16 protein-coding genes are annotated in these 15,580 nt (G+C 62.7%); 10 read left to right on the top strand and 6 right to left on the bottom strand.

Annotated features, from left to right (window positions below):
* The first annotated feature begins 30 nt into the window (after positions 1-30).
* Both PF1751_RS16860 and PF1751_RS16855 read left to right on the top strand, forming a co-directional pair.
* Positions 31-2,070, top strand: coding sequence for an NADPH-dependent 2,4-dienoyl-CoA reductase (locus tag PF1751_RS16860; RefSeq protein ID WP_021492820.1), 2,040 nt, complete (start codon positions 31-33; stop codon positions 2,068-2,070).
* A gap of 57 nt (positions 2,071-2,127) precedes the next feature.
* Complete coding sequence (locus tag PF1751_RS16855; RefSeq protein ID WP_042572102.1) at positions 2,128-3,012, top strand: 1-aminocyclopropane-1-carboxylate deaminase/D-cysteine desulfhydrase; 885 nt, start codon at positions 2,128-2,130, stop codon at positions 3,010-3,012.
* Here PF1751_RS16855 and PF1751_RS16850 read toward each other — a convergent pair.
* The 3 genes from PF1751_RS16850 to PF1751_RS16840 all read right to left on the bottom strand — a co-directional run bounded on the left by PF1751_RS16850 (position 3,002) and on the right by PF1751_RS16840 (position 5,639).
* Positions 3,002-3,559 carry a cytochrome b gene (locus PF1751_RS16850; RefSeq protein WP_021492818.1) on the bottom strand — a complete coding sequence of 186 codons (558 nt, stop codon included), beginning with the start codon at positions 3,557-3,559 and terminating at the stop codon, positions 3,002-3,004. The genes PF1751_RS16855 and PF1751_RS16850 overlap by 11 nt on opposite strands.
* A gap of 114 nt (positions 3,560-3,673) precedes the next feature.
* Positions 3,674-4,501 (bottom strand): phosphonoacetaldehyde hydrolase, encoded by an 828-nt coding sequence (phnX, locus tag PF1751_RS16845; protein WP_044287390.1) that lies wholly within the window; start codon positions 4,499-4,501, stop codon positions 3,674-3,676.
* A 28-nt stretch (positions 4,502-4,529) separates the two neighbouring features.
* Positions 4,530-5,639, bottom strand: a complete 1,110-nt coding sequence (locus PF1751_RS16840) for a 2-aminoethylphosphonate--pyruvate transaminase (RefSeq protein WP_044287389.1) — start codon at positions 5,637-5,639, stop codon at positions 4,530-4,532.
* A gap of 113 nt (positions 5,640-5,752) precedes the next feature.
* Between PF1751_RS16840 and PF1751_RS16835 the strand changes: the two genes are divergently transcribed.
* Entirely contained in the window at positions 5,753-6,613 is an 861-nt protein-coding gene (locus PF1751_RS16835; protein WP_010209434.1) for a LysR substrate-binding domain-containing protein, read from the top strand.
* On the opposite strand, the gene PF1751_RS16830 is transcribed toward PF1751_RS16835, so the two are convergent.
* On the bottom strand, positions 6,583-7,479 hold the full coding sequence (locus PF1751_RS16830; RefSeq protein WP_010209435.1) for a LysR substrate-binding domain-containing protein: 897 nt from the start codon (positions 7,477-7,479) through the stop codon (positions 6,583-6,585). The two genes, PF1751_RS16835 and PF1751_RS16830, sit on opposite strands and share 31 nt — an antisense overlap.
* 255 nt (positions 7,480-7,734) lie before the next feature.
* On the opposite strand from PF1751_RS16830, the gene PF1751_RS16825 reads away from it, so the two are divergent.
* Both PF1751_RS16825 and PF1751_RS16820 read left to right on the top strand, forming a co-directional pair.
* Positions 7,735-9,060: an MFS transporter gene (locus PF1751_RS16825; protein ID WP_010209437.1), complete on the top strand. Its 1,326-nt coding sequence runs from the start codon at positions 7,735-7,737 to the stop codon at positions 9,058-9,060.
* A gap of 109 nt (positions 9,061-9,169) precedes the next feature.
* Positions 9,170-9,877 (top strand): YebC/PmpR family DNA-binding transcriptional regulator, encoded by a 708-nt coding sequence (locus PF1751_RS16820; RefSeq protein WP_010209440.1) that lies wholly within the window; start codon positions 9,170-9,172, stop codon positions 9,875-9,877.
* A 116-nt stretch (positions 9,878-9,993) separates the two neighbouring features.
* On the opposite strand, the gene PF1751_RS16815 is transcribed toward PF1751_RS16820, so the two are convergent.
* Positions 9,994-11,286 (bottom strand): protein kinase, encoded by a 1,293-nt coding sequence (locus PF1751_RS16815; protein WP_021492815.1) that lies wholly within the window; start codon positions 11,284-11,286, stop codon positions 9,994-9,996.
* Between the two features lie 39 nt (positions 11,287-11,325).
* Complete coding sequence (gene zapE / locus PF1751_RS16810) at positions 11,326-12,420, bottom strand: cell division protein ZapE (protein ID WP_044287388.1); 1,095 nt, start codon at positions 12,418-12,420, stop codon at positions 11,326-11,328.
* A 215-nt stretch (positions 12,421-12,635) separates the two neighbouring features.
* Between zapE and PF1751_RS16805 the strand changes: the two genes are divergently transcribed.
* Genes PF1751_RS16805 through PF1751_RS16785 form a run of 5 tightly spaced genes read left to right on the top strand, consistent with a single transcriptional unit; the run spans position 12,636 to position 15,535 of the window.
* Positions 12,636-13,133 carry a Csu type fimbrial protein gene (locus PF1751_RS16805; RefSeq protein WP_010209444.1) on the top strand — a complete coding sequence of 166 codons (498 nt, stop codon included), beginning with the start codon at positions 12,636-12,638 and terminating at the stop codon, positions 13,131-13,133.
* A complete protein-coding gene (locus tag PF1751_RS16800; RefSeq protein ID WP_010209445.1) occupies positions 13,127-13,669 on the top strand; it encodes a Csu type fimbrial protein in 543 nt (180 codons plus the stop codon). The genes PF1751_RS16805 and PF1751_RS16800 overlap by 7 nt, the downstream gene beginning before the upstream one ends.
* A gap of 18 nt (positions 13,670-13,687) precedes the next feature.
* On the top strand, positions 13,688-14,230 hold the full coding sequence (locus tag PF1751_RS16795) for a Csu type fimbrial protein (protein ID WP_010209446.1): 543 nt from the start codon (positions 13,688-13,690) through the stop codon (positions 14,228-14,230).
* Between the two features lie 2 nt (positions 14,231-14,232).
* Entirely contained in the window at positions 14,233-14,721 is a 489-nt protein-coding gene (locus PF1751_RS16790; protein WP_010209447.1) for a Csu type fimbrial protein, read from the top strand.
* Positions 14,722-14,746: 25 nt separating this feature from the next.
* A complete protein-coding gene (locus PF1751_RS16785; RefSeq protein ID WP_021492811.1) occupies positions 14,747-15,535 on the top strand; it encodes a fimbrial biogenesis chaperone in 789 nt (262 codons plus the stop codon).
* Positions 15,536-15,580: the final 45 nt, after the last annotated feature.

The raw sequence follows: 15,580 nt of genomic DNA, 5'->3' as shown, positions 1-15,580 counted from the left end.
TCCCGTGATGATCCGTTGTGGAGCTTGACCATGACCGCTGTTGCCTACCCGCACCTGCTGGCCCCGTTGGACCTGGGTTTTACCACCTTGCGCAACCGTACCCTGATGGGGTCGATGCACACCGGCCTGGAAGAAAAGCCCGGCGGTTTCGAGCGCATGGCGGCCTACTTTGCCGAGCGCGCCCTGGGCGGCGTCGGCCTGATGGTCACCGGCGGCATCGGCCCGAATGACGAGGGCGGTGTGTATGCCGGTGCGGCCAAGCTGACCACCGACGAAGAAGCACAAAAGCACAAGATCGTGACCAAGGCCGTGCACGAAGCGGGCGGCAAGATTTGCATGCAGATCCTCCACGCCGGCCGGTATGCCTACAGCCCCAAGCAGGTTGCGCCCAGTGCGATCCAGGCGCCGATCAACCCGTTCAAACCCAAGGAGCTGGACGAAGAGGGCATCGAAAAGCAGATCCAGGATTTCGTCACCTGCTCGTTGCTGGCCCAGGTCGCCGAGTACGACGGCGTGGAAATCATGGGGTCCGAAGGCTACTTCATTAACCAATTCCTGGCAGCTCACACCAATCATCGCACCGACCGCTGGGGCGGCAGCTACGAAAACCGTATGCGCCTGGCCGTAGAAATCGTGCGCCGTGTGCGTGAAGCCGTGGGCCCGAACTTCATCATTATCTTCCGTCTGTCGATGCTCGACCTGGTGGAAGGCGGCAGCACCTGGGAAGAAATCGTGCAACTGGCCAAGGCCATCGAGGGCGCCGGTGCGACCCTTATCAACACCGGGATTGGCTGGCACGAAGCACGCATCCCGACTATCGCCACCAAGGTGCCCCGTGGTGCGTTCAGCAAAGTCACCGCCAAGTTGCGCGGTGCGGTGCAGATTCCGCTGATCACCACCAACCGTATCAACACCCCGGAGATCGCCGAGCAGATCCTCGCTGAGGGCGATGCCGATATGGTGTCCATGGCTCGCCCATTCCTGGCCGATCCGGACTTCGTCAACAAGGCCGCCGCCGGGCGCGCCGATGAGATCAACACCTGCATCGGCTGCAACCAGGCCTGTCTGGACCACACCTTCGGCGGCAAGTTGACGACCTGCCTGGTCAACCCTCGAGCGTGCTACGAGACTGAACTCAATTACCTGCCCGTCAAACAGATCAAGAAGATTGCCGTGGTGGGTGCCGGCCCTGCGGGCTTGGCGGCGGCCACTGTGGCGGCAGAGCGCGGACATCAAGTGACCCTGTTCGATTCCGCCAGTGAAATCGGGGGCCAGTTCAACATTGCCAAACGTGTACCGGGCAAAGAAGAGTTCTTCGAAACCCTGCGCTACTTCAAGCGCAAATTGCAGACCACTCACGTCGAGCTGTGCCTCAACACCCGCGTTAATGTGGCGCAACTGACAGCAGGCGGTTACGACGAGATCATCCTGGCCACCGGTATCGCACCGCGTACCCCGGCGATTCCAGGCGTCGACAACGCCAAGGTGCTGAGCTACCTGGATGTGATCCTCGAACGCAAGCCCGTGGGCAAGCGCGTCGCGGTGATCGGCGCGGGCGGTATCGGTTTCGACGTGTCGGAATTCCTTGTGCACCAGGGCGTGTCCACAAGCCTGGACCGCGAAGCGTTCTGGAAGGAGTGGGGCATCGACACCCAACTGCAAGCCCGTGGCGGCGTGGCGGGGATCAAAGCCCAGGTGCATGCTCCGGCGCGTGAGGTGTTCCTGCTGCAACGCAAGACCTCCAAGGTCGGTGACGGCCTGGGCAAGACCACCGGTTGGATCCACCGCACCGGTTTGAAGAACAAACAGGTGCAGATGCTCAACAGCGTCGAGTACCTGAAGATCGACGATGAAGGCCTGCACATCCGCATCGGTGCCGAGGGCGAGCCCCAGGTGCTGGCGGTGGACAACATCGTCATCTGCGCCGGCCAAGACCCACTGCGCGAATTGCAGGACGGCCTGGTGGCGGCCGGCCAGAACGTGCACCTGATTGGCGGCGCCGACGTGGCGGCCGAACTGGACGCCAAGCGCGCCATCAACCAGGGCTCGCGACTCGCGGCCGAGCTGTAAGACCCGAAGCGGGGCGGTGTTAGACTACCGCCCCGTTTTTCATGCAGATTCCTCCCGATGGGTCCCTTCGATTGGCTTCCCCACGCCCCGCTTGAACCTTTGCGCCTGGACTGGCTGAGCGGTGTCGAGTTGGCCGTGCTGCGCCTGGACCGCATCGACCCGCTGATCAGCGGCAACAAGTGGTTCAAGCTCACCGGGCATCTGGCGCAGGCGCAAAATGCTCGTGGCATCATTAGCCTGGGGGGCGCGTACTCCAACCATCTGCACGCGCTGGCGGCGGCGGGAAAGCGGTTTGGTTTTCCTACCGTCGGCCTGCTGCGCGGACATCCCCAAGACACCCCGACCGTCCTTGACCTGAAAGCCTTCGGCATGCATCTGCATTGGCTGGGTTATGGCGGCTATCGTGCGCGGCATGAGCCGGCGTTCTGGCTACCTTGGCGCGAGCACTATCCGCATCTTCATCCCGTGCCCGAAGGCGGTGGCGGGCTTGCCGGCGCGAGTGGCTGTGGTGTGCTGGTCGAACAGGCTCGCGCGCAGTTGCAAGCGCTGGGCTGGGCTGATTACGACGCTTGGTGGTTGGCGGCGGGTACGGGGACCACGTTGGCGGGGTTGGTGCTTGCAGAGGCGGGGGCGCATCCGGTTTACGGCGCCTTGGCCGTGCCGGATGATCACGGTGTGGCACAGAACATCGGTGCCATCGTACAGGCGGGCTATGAGTTGCTGGACGCCAGCCGAGGTGGCTTCGCCAAAGTCGATCCCGTGCTGCTCGACTTCATCGACACCACGCAGCAAACGTGTGGCCTGCCCTTGGAGCCGCTCTACACCGGCAAGGCGTTAATGGCCTTGAAGGCGCAGGTCGAGGCCGGGCGCTTCACCCCCGGCACTCGCCTGATCTTCGTTCACACCGGCGGCCTTCAGGGCCGTCGAGGCTTCACGGGTTAGCGCGCTTGCCCGGCATCATGCGCAATGCCGTGTTGTCCCGCAGGATGTAGTGGTGGGCGATCCCCGCCAGTGCATGCAGCCCGATCAGCCAATAACCGACCTTGCCAAACCACACATGCCACCCCTCGATCTGTTTGGCCAGGTCCTTGTTCTCGCCGATCAACGGCGGCAATTCCATCCCGTAGAACATCACCGAATGACCCTCGGCACTGACAATCAGCCAACCCGCAATCGGCATGCCGATCATCAACGCGTACAGCGCAACGTGCATCAGGGTCGCCAACAGGGTTTGCCATTGCGGCGGCGCCGGCACGATCTTCGGCGCCACGCCCAGGCTGCGTGCGAACAACCGCAGCCACACCAGCACAAACACGGTGAGGCCGAACATGAAGTGCATCTCCACGATCAACGTTCGCGCACCGCTGCCTTTGGGAAACTGGCCGCGTAATTCAATGCAGGCGTACACCACCGCCAGCAGCACCACCATCAACCAGTGCAGCGCGATCGACATGCTGCTGTAGCGTGTATCGGAGTTTTTCCACGGCATCGCTGGGTTCCTCACTCATCAGGGCAAACCTCCATTCTTGGGTGATGGAGTCCTTTTACTGTATGCCGGTTTTGAGCGGTTTGCCTGGCGTAAGTGGCGTAGTTTTGACCTCGATCAGTAGCTCTGTGGCATTTCTCCACGGGCCAGCCGTGCATTGATGTCGAGGATGACCGCAGGCAGGTCATTGATCGTGTCGATCAGGTAATGCGGGCGCGAGCCTTCGAACATCGCCTCGATACGCTTGCGTTCGCTGGCCAGGGCGGCGCCGTCCAAGTCGCGGAACTGCTCGTAGGTCAGGCCCAGGGCATTGCCGGAGCAGGTCAGGGCCACGGTCCACATCCCGGCGCGGCGGCCTTCGAGGATACCCGGCACGGTGTCGTCGACCTTCACGCACGCCGCCACATCGTCGATACCCAGCGCAATCACGTTGGCCAGCGCCTGGGCTGGCCATGGGCGGCCATTGGGCACTTCGTCGGTAGCGACCACATGGTCGGCGATATAGCCGTTGGTGGCCGCCAGGGCGACGACTTTATCCATGACTTGCTTGGGGTAGCCGGAGCAGGAGCCGATCTTGATGCCTTGCACGCGCAGCCGGGCAATGGTGTCGAGGGCGCCGGGGATCAGCGCCGAGTGTTCGGCGATTTTCTCGATCTGCAAGGGCATGAAGCGCTGGTAGATGGCAGTCACGTCGTCATCCGTGGGCGTGCGGCCGAAGGCTTTGCGGTAGCGTTCGGCGACCTGTGGCTGGTCGCAGAGGGTGCGGATGTGGTCCCACTTGCCCATGCCCATCGGGCCACGGGCTTCTTCGATGGAAACCTGTACGTCGAACTCGGCAAAGGCCTCGACAAAAATCTGCGTGGGGGCGAATGAGCCGAAGTCGACCACGGTGCCGGCCCAGTCAAGGATGACGGCCTGGAGGGTGTTGGGGTTTTGATAGTTCATCATTCAGATCCTGTGGGTTATGGGGAAATCAAACGTCCAACACTTCCATTTCTTGCAGCACGTCGGCGATCGCCTTGACCGCCGCTCGCATCCCTGCCGCGTCGACATGGCCAATGCAGCCCACGCGGAAGGTTTCCACCTGGGTCAATTTGCCGGGATACAGAATGAAACCCTTGGCCTTGACCCGCTCATAGAAATCCTTGAACTGATAGCGCGGGTCCCTCGGTGCATGGAAGGTGACGATGATCGGCGCCTGGATGTCAGCCGGCAGGAAGCTGCGCAGGCCCCGTTCGGCCATGCCGTCGAGCAACGCCTGGCAGTTGCTGGCGTAGCGTTTATGCCGCGCGATCAGGCCGCCTTCCTCCTGGTACTGCAGCAGCGCTTCGTGCAGGGCGGCGACTACATGGGTAGGAGGGGTGAAGCGCCACTGACCGGTCTTGGCCATGTAGCTGTGTTGGTCGAACAGGTCCATCGCCAGGGAGTGGCAATTGCCTTGAGCGGCGGCCAGCGCCTGTTTGTTGGCGAAGACGAACCCCATGCCCGGCACGCCTTCCAGGCACTTGCCGGAGGCGGCGACCAGCGCGTCGAATGGCACTTCGCGGGCGTCGATCGCCAGCGCGCCAAAAGAACTCATGGCGTCGATGATCAAGCGTTTGTCGTGGGCTTTAACGACCTGGGCAATCTCCGGCAATGGGTTGAGGATGCCGGTGCTAGTTTCGCAGTGGATGAGCGCGACGTGGGTGATGGCCGGGTCGGCGCGTAGCAGACGGTCCACATCGGCGGCGGTCGTGGGCTCATCCTCGGCGGTTTCAAAGGTGCTGAACGCGCGGCCCAAGACTTCGCAGATTTTCGCCAGGCGCTTGCCATACGCGCCGTTGATCAGCACCAGCACCTTGCCGTCACGCGGGACGAGGGTGCCGATGGCGGCTTCGACGGCGAAGGTGCCGCTGCCCTGCAAGGGGACACAATGGTGGCTGCCTTCGCCGTTGAGGATCGCCAGCAATTGCTCGCACACGCTGGCCGTGAGTTGGTTGAAGCGGTCGTCCCATGACCCCCAGTCCACCATCATGGCTTGGCGGGTGCGGTTCGATGTGGTCAGGGGGCCAGGGGTCAGCAGGATCGGCGCGGCAGTGGTCATCTCAAGTCCTCGCAAGGCATCGGGGGTTGAAGCTACGGCGCTTAAATTGCAGTTTGGCTTGTTATCAATCAAATTGTTTGTTGTTATGCGAGCTATCAGTGAGGCCGATAGCCATGAATTTGTTCCAACTGCGTGCATTCGATGCCGTGGCCCGCGAGGGCAGCTTTACTCGTGCCGCCGCACGGCTGTTCATCAGCCAGCCGGCGGTGACCGGGCACATCAAGGCCCTGGAGGAGTACTACCAGATCCCGTTGCTGCGGCGCACCGCGCGACGGGTTGAGTTGACCGAGGAGGGCGCACGCCTGGCGTCAATCACCCGGGCGATCTTTGGCCTGGTGGACGAAGCGCAGACGATGCTGGAGGCCAACCGTCAATTGCTCACCGGGCGGCTGGAAGTGGCAGCGGACGGCCCGCACCTGGTGATGCCAATGATCGCCAGCCTGCGAGCGCGTTACCCGGGGATCACCGTGAACCTGCGCCTGGGCAATGCCCAGGAAACCCTGGCGGCGCTTATGTCCGAGCATGCGGATGTGGCGGTGCTCACCGAAGTGGCGCCGCGCAATGGCCTGCACCTGCAACCGTTGAGTGAGTCGCGGATCTGCGCGCTGGTGCCGGCTGCGCATCCGTGGGCGATGCAATCCGGGGGCATTCGCCTGGCGCAATTGAATGAGGTGATCATGGTGCTGCGCGAACCCAGCTCGATCACCCGGCGTACGTTCGATGAAGCGTGTGCCGCGACCGGTGTAAAACCCAAGGTGCTGCTGGAACTCGACAGCCGTGAAGCGGTGACCGAGGCCGTCGCCGCCGAGTTGGGCGTCGGTGTGGTCTCGTCCATGGAGGTCAGCCAGGACCCACGCGTGCGGGCGGTACCGCTGCTGGGTGATGGCCTGGTGAACCGGCATGTGCTCGGTTGCATGGAGCGGCGCCGGTCGCTGCGCCTGATTCAGGCGTTCTTCGAGCTGGCGCCGGGCTGAAGACTCTCGCGCATGATGTCGAGGAACGTCGCCACCACCCGCCGTGAGCTCTGCTCCTTGAGGCACACCAGGGTTTCTTTCATCCGCTGGCTGCAATCGCGGATCGGCATGGCGTAGACCCGTGAGTCCGCGCCGAACTCCGCCGCCGAGACCACCCCCACGCCAATCCCCACCACCACCGCTTCTCGTGCGGCTTCACGGCCTTCGACCTGGATCGCCGGGCGAATGCGCAGCCCGGCCTGGCTCATCTCCTGCTCCAGGGTCTGGCGGGTGACAGAGCCCGTTTCCCTGAGCACCAGGGGCGTGTCGTCCAGGTCGGCCAGGCAGATAGATTCGCGCCCGGCCCACGGGTGGTTGCGCGCGACAAAAGCCAGTAGCTGGTCGTCGGGCAGGGGCAACGACAAGAGCCGTTCGTCATCGACATCGCGCCCCAGCAAGGCCAGGTCGGCCTGGTAGTTGTACAGGCGAAACAGTGATTCGTCGGTATTGCCGGTTTCGATCTTCACGCTGATGCCCGGGTAGCGCTCGCAAAAACGCGCGATCTGCGGCAGCACGTGGACCGGTGCGTCCACCGCCAGCGTCAGGGTGCCGGTGAGCAGGGCGCGCGAGTCTTGCAGCAGTTCCTCGGCTTCGGCCTGGATCACGAACAGGCGTTGGGTGATGGCGAGCAGGCGTTCACCCAGGTCGGTCAGGCGCACTGCACGTTTGTTGCGATGAAACAGCAACACCCCAAAGCGCTCTTCAAGTTTGCGCACCTGGTCGGAGATCGCCGGTTGCGTGAGGAACAGCCGTTCGGCGGCCTGGGTAAAGCTGCCGTGGACCGCTACGGCGTGAAAGGCTTTGAGTTGCGCATGAGACACCGACATGAACAGACCTCCTACAAGCTCAGCTTATATTTGAAATACGATAAATCGATTTTACCTATTAGTCTGCCGTTGCTTTTATACGCCTCAGTCGCCGTAGGTTGAGTCCTACAACCGCGGTGGCCATGAGCCCTGGCAAACAGCGCTCATCTGACCAATGCCGTTCCCCAGGGACCGGTGTTGCAGTGCTCAACAATAAAAAAACAGGCATTTGCTTCGCGATTCTGCCGGCACACTCAACCTGAGGTCAGAACCACCATGAATATCCCTATGGGTAGCATCAAGCGTTGGCGCGTGCAGATTTTCGCCATCACCTGGCTGGCGTACGCCGCCTTTTACTTCACTCGCAAAGCGTTTTCGGTGGCCAAGCTGGGCATTGGCGACGACCCGAGCTTCCCCCTCGATAAAATGATGATGGCCAACCTGGACGGTCTCTACCTGGCGGCGTATGCCGTCGGGCAATTCACCTGGGGGATGTTGGCCGATCGCTTCGGGCCACGGGTCGTGGTGCTGGGCGGCTTGTTGATTTCCGCTGCCGCCGCCCTGGTCATGGGCACGTTCGCGACCTTGCCGATCTTTGTCACATGCATGTTGATCCAAGGCCTGGCGCAGTCCACCGGCTGGTCGGGGTTGTGCAAGAACCTCGGTAGTTTCTTCCCGGCGCAACAGCGCGGACGGGTACTGGGGTTGTGGAGTTCGTGCTACGCGTTCGGTGGCTTGGTAGCCTCGCCCTTTGCAGGGTGGTGGGCCTACACCTTGATAGGCAGCTGGCACGCGGCGTTTATCTCCAGTGCGGTGGTGGTGGCGCTGGTGGCGCTGCTGTTCTTTATCTTCCAGCGCAACACGCCGCAGGATGTGGGCTTGCCCGCCGTCGAACCGGAGCCGGCGTTGAGTGCGGAGGAGGCCGCCGCCGAAAAACGCATCAGCGTGCTGGAGCCATTACGCGCGATCTTGCGCAACCGCACGGTGCTGACCCTGGGGCTGGCGTATTTTCTGTTGAAACCGGCGCGTTACGCGATCCTGTTGTGGGGCCCGGTGATCGTCTACGAACAGATGCCGTCGGTGGGCAAAGTGGGGGCGGCGATCGTGCCCACGGCGTTCGAGCTGGCGGGCTTGCTCGGTCCGGTACTGATCGGCCTGGCTTCCGACAAACTCTTTGGTGCCCGCCGCATGCCCGCCTGTGTGCTCAGCCTGCTGGCCCTGACCGTGGCCCTGGCCTTGTTCATGGGGGCGCTGCATACCGGTAGTGTGGTGCTGGTGATGGCCTTGCTGTTTGTCATGGGCCTGACCCTGTACGGGCCGGACTCGATGATCAGCAGCACCGCTGCCATCGACTTCGGCACCGCCAAGGCCGGTGCCACCGCCGCGGGCTTTGTGAATGGCTGCGGCTCGGTGGGCGCGATCCTCGGCGGGCTGCTGCCGGGGTACTTCGATACCGTAACGGTGTTTATCGTGTTTGCCGGGGCTGCGTTGTTTTCTTCGCTGGTGTTGATGCCGTACTGGAACGCCCGGCCGGCAGTGCTGGCCCAGGTCGGGGATTTCGTGCCGGACTGTAACGTGGCGGTCAAACCCTTGCGAACCTGAGGGGTATGGCCGGTTTTTTGGTGGATTAGAGCGTTTTTGCCCTATAAACTCTGCCCCCAAAGCGCCGGCCAGTAGACGTTTCGGCGCGATGGATAGAAGAGAGTGAGTCATGGGCGCACAGTGGAAAGTCAAACATAAAGAAGCGGCAGCGAATGCCAAGGGCAAGATCTTCGGCAAGCTGGTGAAAGAAATCACCATCGCCGCGCGCAACGGCGCCGATACCTCGACCAACGCTCACCTGCGTCTGGTGGTGGAACAGGCCAAAAAGGCCTCGATGCCCAAGGAAACCCTGGACCGCGCCATCAAGAAAGGCGCCGGTCTGCTCGGCGAAACCGTGCAGTACCATCGCGTGACCTATGAGGGGTTCGCCCCGCACCAGGTGCCGCTGATCGTCGAGTGCGTGACCGACAACATCAACCGTACCGTGGCGGAAATCCGCGTGGCATTCCGCAAGGGCCAACTCGGTGCTTCCGGCTCCGTGGCCTGGGATTTCAACCACGTCGGCCTGATCGAAGCCTCGCCGGACAGCCCGGACGCCGATCCGGAAATGGCAGCCATTGAAGCCGGCGCCCAGGATTTCGAAGAGGGTGAAGAAGAAGGCACCACCCTGTTCATCACCGAGACCACCGACCTCGACGCCGTACAGAAAGCCTTGCCGGAGCAGGGGTTCACCGTGCTGTCGGCCAAGTTGGGCTATATCTCGAAGAACCCGGTGAGCGGGTTGAGCGATGAGCAAATGGCGGAAGTCGAAGCCTTCCTCGAAGGCTTGGACAACCATGATGACGTTCAGGACATGTTCGTCGGTCTGGCGGGCTAAAACACGCTAACAAATGTGGGCGCTGGCGTGCCTGCGATGAAGTCGTGTCATTCACTTTTTCAGTGATCGATACACCGCTATCGCAGGCACGCCAGCGCCCACATTTGGATTGGGTTTCAGCCCCGGCTCAGCAGTGATTCGATTTCGTTGAACCCCGGTCGTGCCAGCACATCAGGCTGACAGCAGCTTTTTTGCAACGCTGCCAGTCCATCACTCAGCTGTTCCTCAACCCGCTCCAACAATTCCCCCAACAACACCCCAAACGCCCGCACTTCAATCCGCTGCAAGGCCCTGGTTTCCACGCCATCGGCCGTGGCATGGAACGACGCCGCGCCAAAATCCCCCAGCAAACAGTCTCCCGCCTCATTCCACAGAATATTGTGGCCATACAGGTCGCCATGGGTGATGCCGTGGCGATGCAGATGCGCCGCGACCGACGCGATGCCCCTTGCAATGCGCAGCGCCACATCAAGGCTGAAGCGCGTACCCGGTTCATAGATGTCGCGGGTGCACGAAGCCAGGCTGGGCAGGGCTGCGAGGTTGCGGTAGCTCGGGTCGATCAGGTCCATCACCAGCGCGGCCTGGTCATCCGGGTGGCCGACAACGCGGCCTTCTACCTTGATCAGGTTAGGGTGCAGCCCGGCGGCGATGCAGGCCTGCATTTCGTGCAGCGGCGAACCATCGCTGGTGATGCTGCCTTTATACAGTTTGACTGCGACCGGTTTGCCTGACGGTTTCCACAGGGCCTTGCGGATAACGCCGGAGGCGCCTTCGCCAAGGACTTCGGCCAGTTCCAGCTGGGCCCAGGGAATATCCGGCGTGGCGACATCACCTGTCACCTCCACCGCCATTTCCACCGGGTTACCGGCATAGGCCAGCCAAGTCAGGCTTGGCAGGGCCAGCAACCACGCCGGCAACTGGGTGAAACGGTTGGAGGCGATGCGCAGCAATTCGAGGCTGCGGCAGTTGGCCATGCTCTCCGGCAGCTGCGACAGTTGATTGCCGGCCAGCATCAGCTTTTGCAGCAGCGGGCGTTTGCCCAGTTCATCGGGCAAATGGTGGATGCGGTTGTCGGTCAGGATCAGCCAGCGCAACAACGGCGGCAACGCGGCGGCGGGCACGTGGCTGATCTGGTTGGCCTTGAAGCCGATCATGCTCAGCTTGGCGCACAGGCCCAGGCAAGTCGGCAGCTCGGTGAACAGGTTGTCTGAACAGAACAGCACACGCAGGTGGGGCAGGCGATGCAGGTCGTCGGGCAGGCTGCTCAGGGCGTTACCGCTGAGGTTGAGGATCTCCAGGGAGTCGGCCAGTTCGAAGATTTCCTGGGGAAATTCGGTCAGCCCGCAGGACAGGTCCAGGCGCGTGATACCGGCCAGTTGGCCGGCCTTGAGTTGGGCGAGAGTATTCATGAACGCAGCGGTTACTCGGTAAAGGGGCGCAAATGGCGCTCATGATACCGGGTCGTGTGCAGGTTGCGGGTCAGCCTGTTGCAATTGGCCGAGACGGCTGGCGGTGCGGGCGAGGTCGATGGCCTGGCCACTCAGGGCCAGGTCGAGGGGTTGCTCGCCGATCAGGATCAGGTGCTTGTCCCGGTCGTAGAGCACATCCACCAGGTTGATAAAGCGTTGCTGTACGGCAATCGGGCAATCGGCCAGTTGCGGCAGGCCGTCGATGATCCAGTGATCATAGTCTTGGCACAGCAGCAGATAGTCCATCACGGCGGTCAACTGTTCACAAAGATCGCTGAAGGTGAAAGCAATGGTGCGGCCTGCGTGGTGGCGGCAGATCAACGTCCGGTTGCCGACGGCCAGAGGGCGCGGCGGGCAGTCGGCAGCGGGAAGCCCCAAGGCTTGGCGCTGGCTCGCGTTTGCGGGCCAAACGTACCGACCGCTGGTAAAACGTTGTGCGCTCTGGGCTTGAGGCAGGCTGCGAAAATCCTGGGGCGAGCTGACTTCCAGCACCGCCATGCGCGCATCGATCAGGTCGATCACCGGCTTGAAGCGCTCGTGGTACAGCGGATTGGGCAGCAGCCCCTGCGGCGCATAGTTGGACGTCACCAGCACCAGCACACCGCGCTCGAACAAGGCTTTGAACAGCCGCGTGATCAGCATGGCATCGCCGATATCGTGGACGTGGAACTCGTCAAAACACAGGACACGGCAGTCCGTCAGCAGTTCATCGAGGGTCACAGCCAGGGCATCGTCCTGCTCACGGTGCGTGAACATACCGCGATGCAGGCGCGCGAAAAAATCATGGAAGTGCACGCGCTGTTTCTCGGCAATCGGCAGCGCTTGGAAAAAGCCGTCCAGCAACCAGCTTTTGCCGCGCCCCACCGGCCCGTGCAGGTACAGGCTGCGGGTAGGTCGGCCGGCGAGCAGGTGCTGGGTTTCTCGGGCCAGGGCAGCAATGGCTCGGGTTTGACCGGCACTGAGGGTATAACCCTGTTGCTCGGCTTTGCGCTGAAAGAACGCGGGGATAGGCGAGGCGTCCAGGGCGTCGGTTTTCTTACCGAGCAGGCGACGGATCAGGGAAAGCGCGGCCAATGCAAGTCACTCTGTATTTCAGTGGTCGCTCACTTTAGGGCGCCCGCCGCGTTTTGACCAATAGAGAAGGGCACTGCCAGCTATCTCGAAAAAGCATGTCACGGAGGTAATCCTGTCCAGACTGGCAGTTTCTCGTTGAGTGACTAACCTTCTACACAGCAGTCACCCCTGTAAAAGGATTTGGGGCAGTGAAGGGACGAGCAGTATTGGCAGTCATGGGCGCGATGCTCTGCAGCACGGCTTACGGTGCACAGCTTCAGGTGGAGGTGCGTATCGACGTGCAGCGGGGCTGCCAACTGGTGGGCACGACCCGCCAAGCGGGCATCGAGCAGCTTGGCGTATTGGATTTTGGCAGCGGCCCGCGTCTGGATGACCCGGCCGGGCCCCTGAGTGCGGCACTGATCAGCCAGCGCCAGCCGCGCCTGGAGTGCAACCCCGACACGCCGTATCAAGTGCGCGTGGATGGCGGCCTGCATGGCGGCACCGGTGAACTTCGTTACCTCAGCGCCACCCCTTCGACCCGACCCATTCCCTATCGCATCTATGCCGACGCCGCGCGGCGCGTGCCGTTGCCGGTGGATGTGCCGCTGAGTGGCCGGGTGCCTGACGCCGGTTTCGTCGACCTGCCGCTGTATGGCCGCATCGAGCCGCTCAAAGACATACCCGCCGTCGGCCGCTACACCGACCTGCTCAAGGTGACGGTCACGTGGTAAGCCGCTATCTGGCCGCGGTGGCCATGGGCGGCCTGCTGGTGCTGGCGGATGACGCGCAGGCGGCTGTCGCCACCGGGTTTATCCAGGCGCGGCTGGTGATCACCGCCAGTTGCGAAGTGAGCAAAGGCGTCGAAAGCGCACCGGTCAACCCCACGGGTGGCACGGCGATGCTCGACTTCGGCAGCCAGGGCCCGACCTGGAACAGCACGCTGGGCGCAGCGGTCTCCGACGGCGACAAGGCGCCGCTGGCGGTGTCGTGCAACCCTTCGGTCTCGAGCTTTACCGTGACCATCGACGGCGGCACCAATGGCGATGGCACTACACGACGCCTGAGCAATGGGCGCCAGATGATTCCGTATCGGCTGTCTGCCGACCCGCAGGGCCGCAGCGCTTACAGCATCGGCCAACAACGCAATTTTGTCGTGGCCAGGGGCACCCAGATACCGATTCCGGTGTTTGGCTCCGTGGTGGCAAATACCAGTGCCTTACCGGCAGGGATCTACACCGACACGTTGACGGTGACACTGGACTGGTAACTCAAGAGGATGAAAACCATGCATGTACTTGTTTCGCGATTAGGTGTCTGTGCACTGGGCCTGGCCATGGCCTCCAGCCTCAACGCGGCGACCACCGTGACCGGGCAGATCACGTCCAGCCTGATATTGATCGCCAGCTGCCAGGTCAACGGCTCTGGAGCCGCCAGCGGCCTTAACTTTGGTAGCTTGAACTTCGGCACCACCAACAGTCTGTTCACCAACGCCGATGCCCAGTTGCTCGGCGGCACCGGCACCGGTGGGGCGCTGTCTATTCTGTGCTCCAGTGGCACCACCCCAGCGGTCAAGGTGCGCGCCGGTGCCCATGACGGTGCGTCTCCGGGTGGAAGTCGTGCGTTGGCCGACGGTGCAGGCAACTTCGTGCCCTACGACTTCTATACCGACAGCGGCCACTCCGCGCTGTTGGCGATTGACGACGTGATCACACTCGCCACCAGTACCGGCGTAGCGCAGACCGTCAACCTCTACGGTCGAGCGGTGGGCAAGGCGGGGCTGCCAGCCGGCACCTACACCGACACCGTGGCCGTGGAACTGACGTTCTAGCGATGTGGCTCAGAGCGTTGCTGGCCTGCGGGCTGGCGGTGCCGCTGCCGTTATCGGCGGTGACCAGCCAAAGCTTCCAGGTGAGCGCGACTATCACACCAGGTTGCCTGGTTGTGGGCGCAGGCTCCAATTATGGCGCGCTGACCTACGGCAGTTACTCGGCCCTGGCTACCAGCACGGTCACGGCGGCGCTGACGGGGGGTGTGACTTTGCAATGCACGCCTGGGGTGACGCTGAGCATGAGCGTCAACGGCGGCCTGCACAGCGGCACCGGGCGCAATTTGCAGCTCAACAGCGGCAGCGCGCGAGTGGCTTACCAGTTGTTTCGGGATGCGGCGTTCAGCCAGAGCCTGGGGATTGGCCAGAGCGTCAACGTGGCCTACAGCGACGCGAATAACATCAACCTGCCCATCTACGGGCGGGTGCAATTGCCGGGCAATCAGCCTGGGGGGACATACAGCGACACGCTGCAGGTGCAGCTGACGTGGTAAGGCTATCGGTATAAGGAGTGGGGTTATGCGTTCACCTTCCCGGCGGTTGTGGGCCGCGGGTATTGCCTTGAGTGCGGTGTGCACGGCGGGGGTCGTGCAGGCGGCCAGCTCGGTGCTGATCTGGCCCATCGATCCAGTGCTGGAGGCCGACCAACAGGCCAGCGCGCTGTGGCTGGAAAACCGTGGGACCGAAACCGCGAGCCTGCAGATACGCGTGTTCGCGTGGAGCCAGAGCGGCTTCGATGAGCAATACCAGAACCAGCGCGATGTGATCGGCAGCCCGCCGGTGGCGCGAATCGAGCCAGGGCAAAAACAACTGGTGCGCCTGACCCGCACCCGCGAAGTGCCGCCGGGACAAGAGTTGGCCTACCGCATCATCATTGATGAAATCCCTTCGCCGCTGCAGGTGCCAGCGCCGCCAGAGGGCAAGAATACGGCGGCGGCTATTCGCTTCCAGATGCGTTACTCGGTACCGCTGTTTGCCTACGGCGCGGGCCTGTGGAGCAAGGAAGACAGCACACGTCAGCGTGATCCCAAGGGCGCCGGCAAGCCGGACTTGAGTTGGCAGAAAGTCACGGTGGCGGGGCGCAATTACCTCGAAGTACGCAACCAGGGCGCCGTGCATGCGCGCCTCACCGATGCCTCATTCAAGCAGGGCGGGCAGACACGGCCCTTGGTGGACGGTTTGCTTGGCTATGTCTTGCCGGGCGCGACCATGCGCTGGCCGGTGCCGGATGGGCTGTCGGCTGACCAGCCCCTGCAGGTCAGGATCAACGGCGCGCAGCAGTTGGAGAACCTTGCGCCGACACGGTAACCGGGTGTAACGGGGCGGGAAGCTCCGGGATTTAAACGGATGGAG

It is taken from the genome of Pseudomonas simiae (assembly GCF_000934565.1).
In the GTDB taxonomy this organism is placed as follows: domain Bacteria; phylum Pseudomonadota; class Gammaproteobacteria; order Pseudomonadales; family Pseudomonadaceae; genus Aquipseudomonas; species Aquipseudomonas simiae.
Note: the sequence above shows the minus strand (reverse complement) of the source record. Positions and strands in the feature narration are given on the sequence as shown.

Excerpts from the sequence above, each read along its gene's own strand:
- PF1751_RS16860 (WP_021492820.1), top strand. The coding sequence starts at position 31 with ATGACCGCTGTTGCCTACCCGCACCTGCTGGCCCCGTTGGACCTGGGT.
- PF1751_RS16855 (WP_042572102.1), top strand. The coding sequence starts at position 2,128 with ATGGGTCCCTTCGATTGGCTTCCCCACGCCCCGCTTGAACCTTTGCGC.
- PF1751_RS16850 (WP_021492818.1), bottom strand. The coding sequence starts at position 3,559 with ATGCCGTGGAAAAACTCCGATACACGCTACAGCAGCATGTCGATCGCG.
- phnX (WP_044287390.1), bottom strand. The coding sequence starts at position 4,501 with ATGAACTATCAAAACCCCAACACCCTCCAGGCCGTCATCCTTGACTGG.
- PF1751_RS16840 (WP_044287389.1), bottom strand. The coding sequence starts at position 5,639 with ATGACCACTGCCGCGCCGATCCTGCTGACCCCTGGCCCCCTGACCACA.
- PF1751_RS16835 (WP_010209434.1), top strand. The coding sequence starts at position 5,753 with ATGAATTTGTTCCAACTGCGTGCATTCGATGCCGTGGCCCGCGAGGGC.
- PF1751_RS16830 (WP_010209435.1), bottom strand. The coding sequence starts at position 7,479 with ATGTCGGTGTCTCATGCGCAACTCAAAGCCTTTCACGCCGTAGCGGTC.
- PF1751_RS16825 (WP_010209437.1), top strand. The coding sequence starts at position 7,735 with ATGAATATCCCTATGGGTAGCATCAAGCGTTGGCGCGTGCAGATTTTC.
- PF1751_RS16820 (WP_010209440.1), top strand. The coding sequence starts at position 9,170 with ATGGGCGCACAGTGGAAAGTCAAACATAAAGAAGCGGCAGCGAATGCC.
- PF1751_RS16815 (WP_021492815.1), bottom strand. The coding sequence starts at position 11,286 with ATGAATACTCTCGCCCAACTCAAGGCCGGCCAACTGGCCGGTATCACG.
- PF1751_RS16805 (WP_010209444.1), top strand. The coding sequence starts at position 12,636 with ATGGGCGCGATGCTCTGCAGCACGGCTTACGGTGCACAGCTTCAGGTG.
- PF1751_RS16795 (WP_010209446.1), top strand. The coding sequence starts at position 13,688 with ATGCATGTACTTGTTTCGCGATTAGGTGTCTGTGCACTGGGCCTGGCC.
- PF1751_RS16790 (WP_010209447.1), top strand. The coding sequence starts at position 14,233 with ATGTGGCTCAGAGCGTTGCTGGCCTGCGGGCTGGCGGTGCCGCTGCCG.
- PF1751_RS16785 (WP_021492811.1), top strand. The coding sequence starts at position 14,747 with ATGCGTTCACCTTCCCGGCGGTTGTGGGCCGCGGGTATTGCCTTGAGT.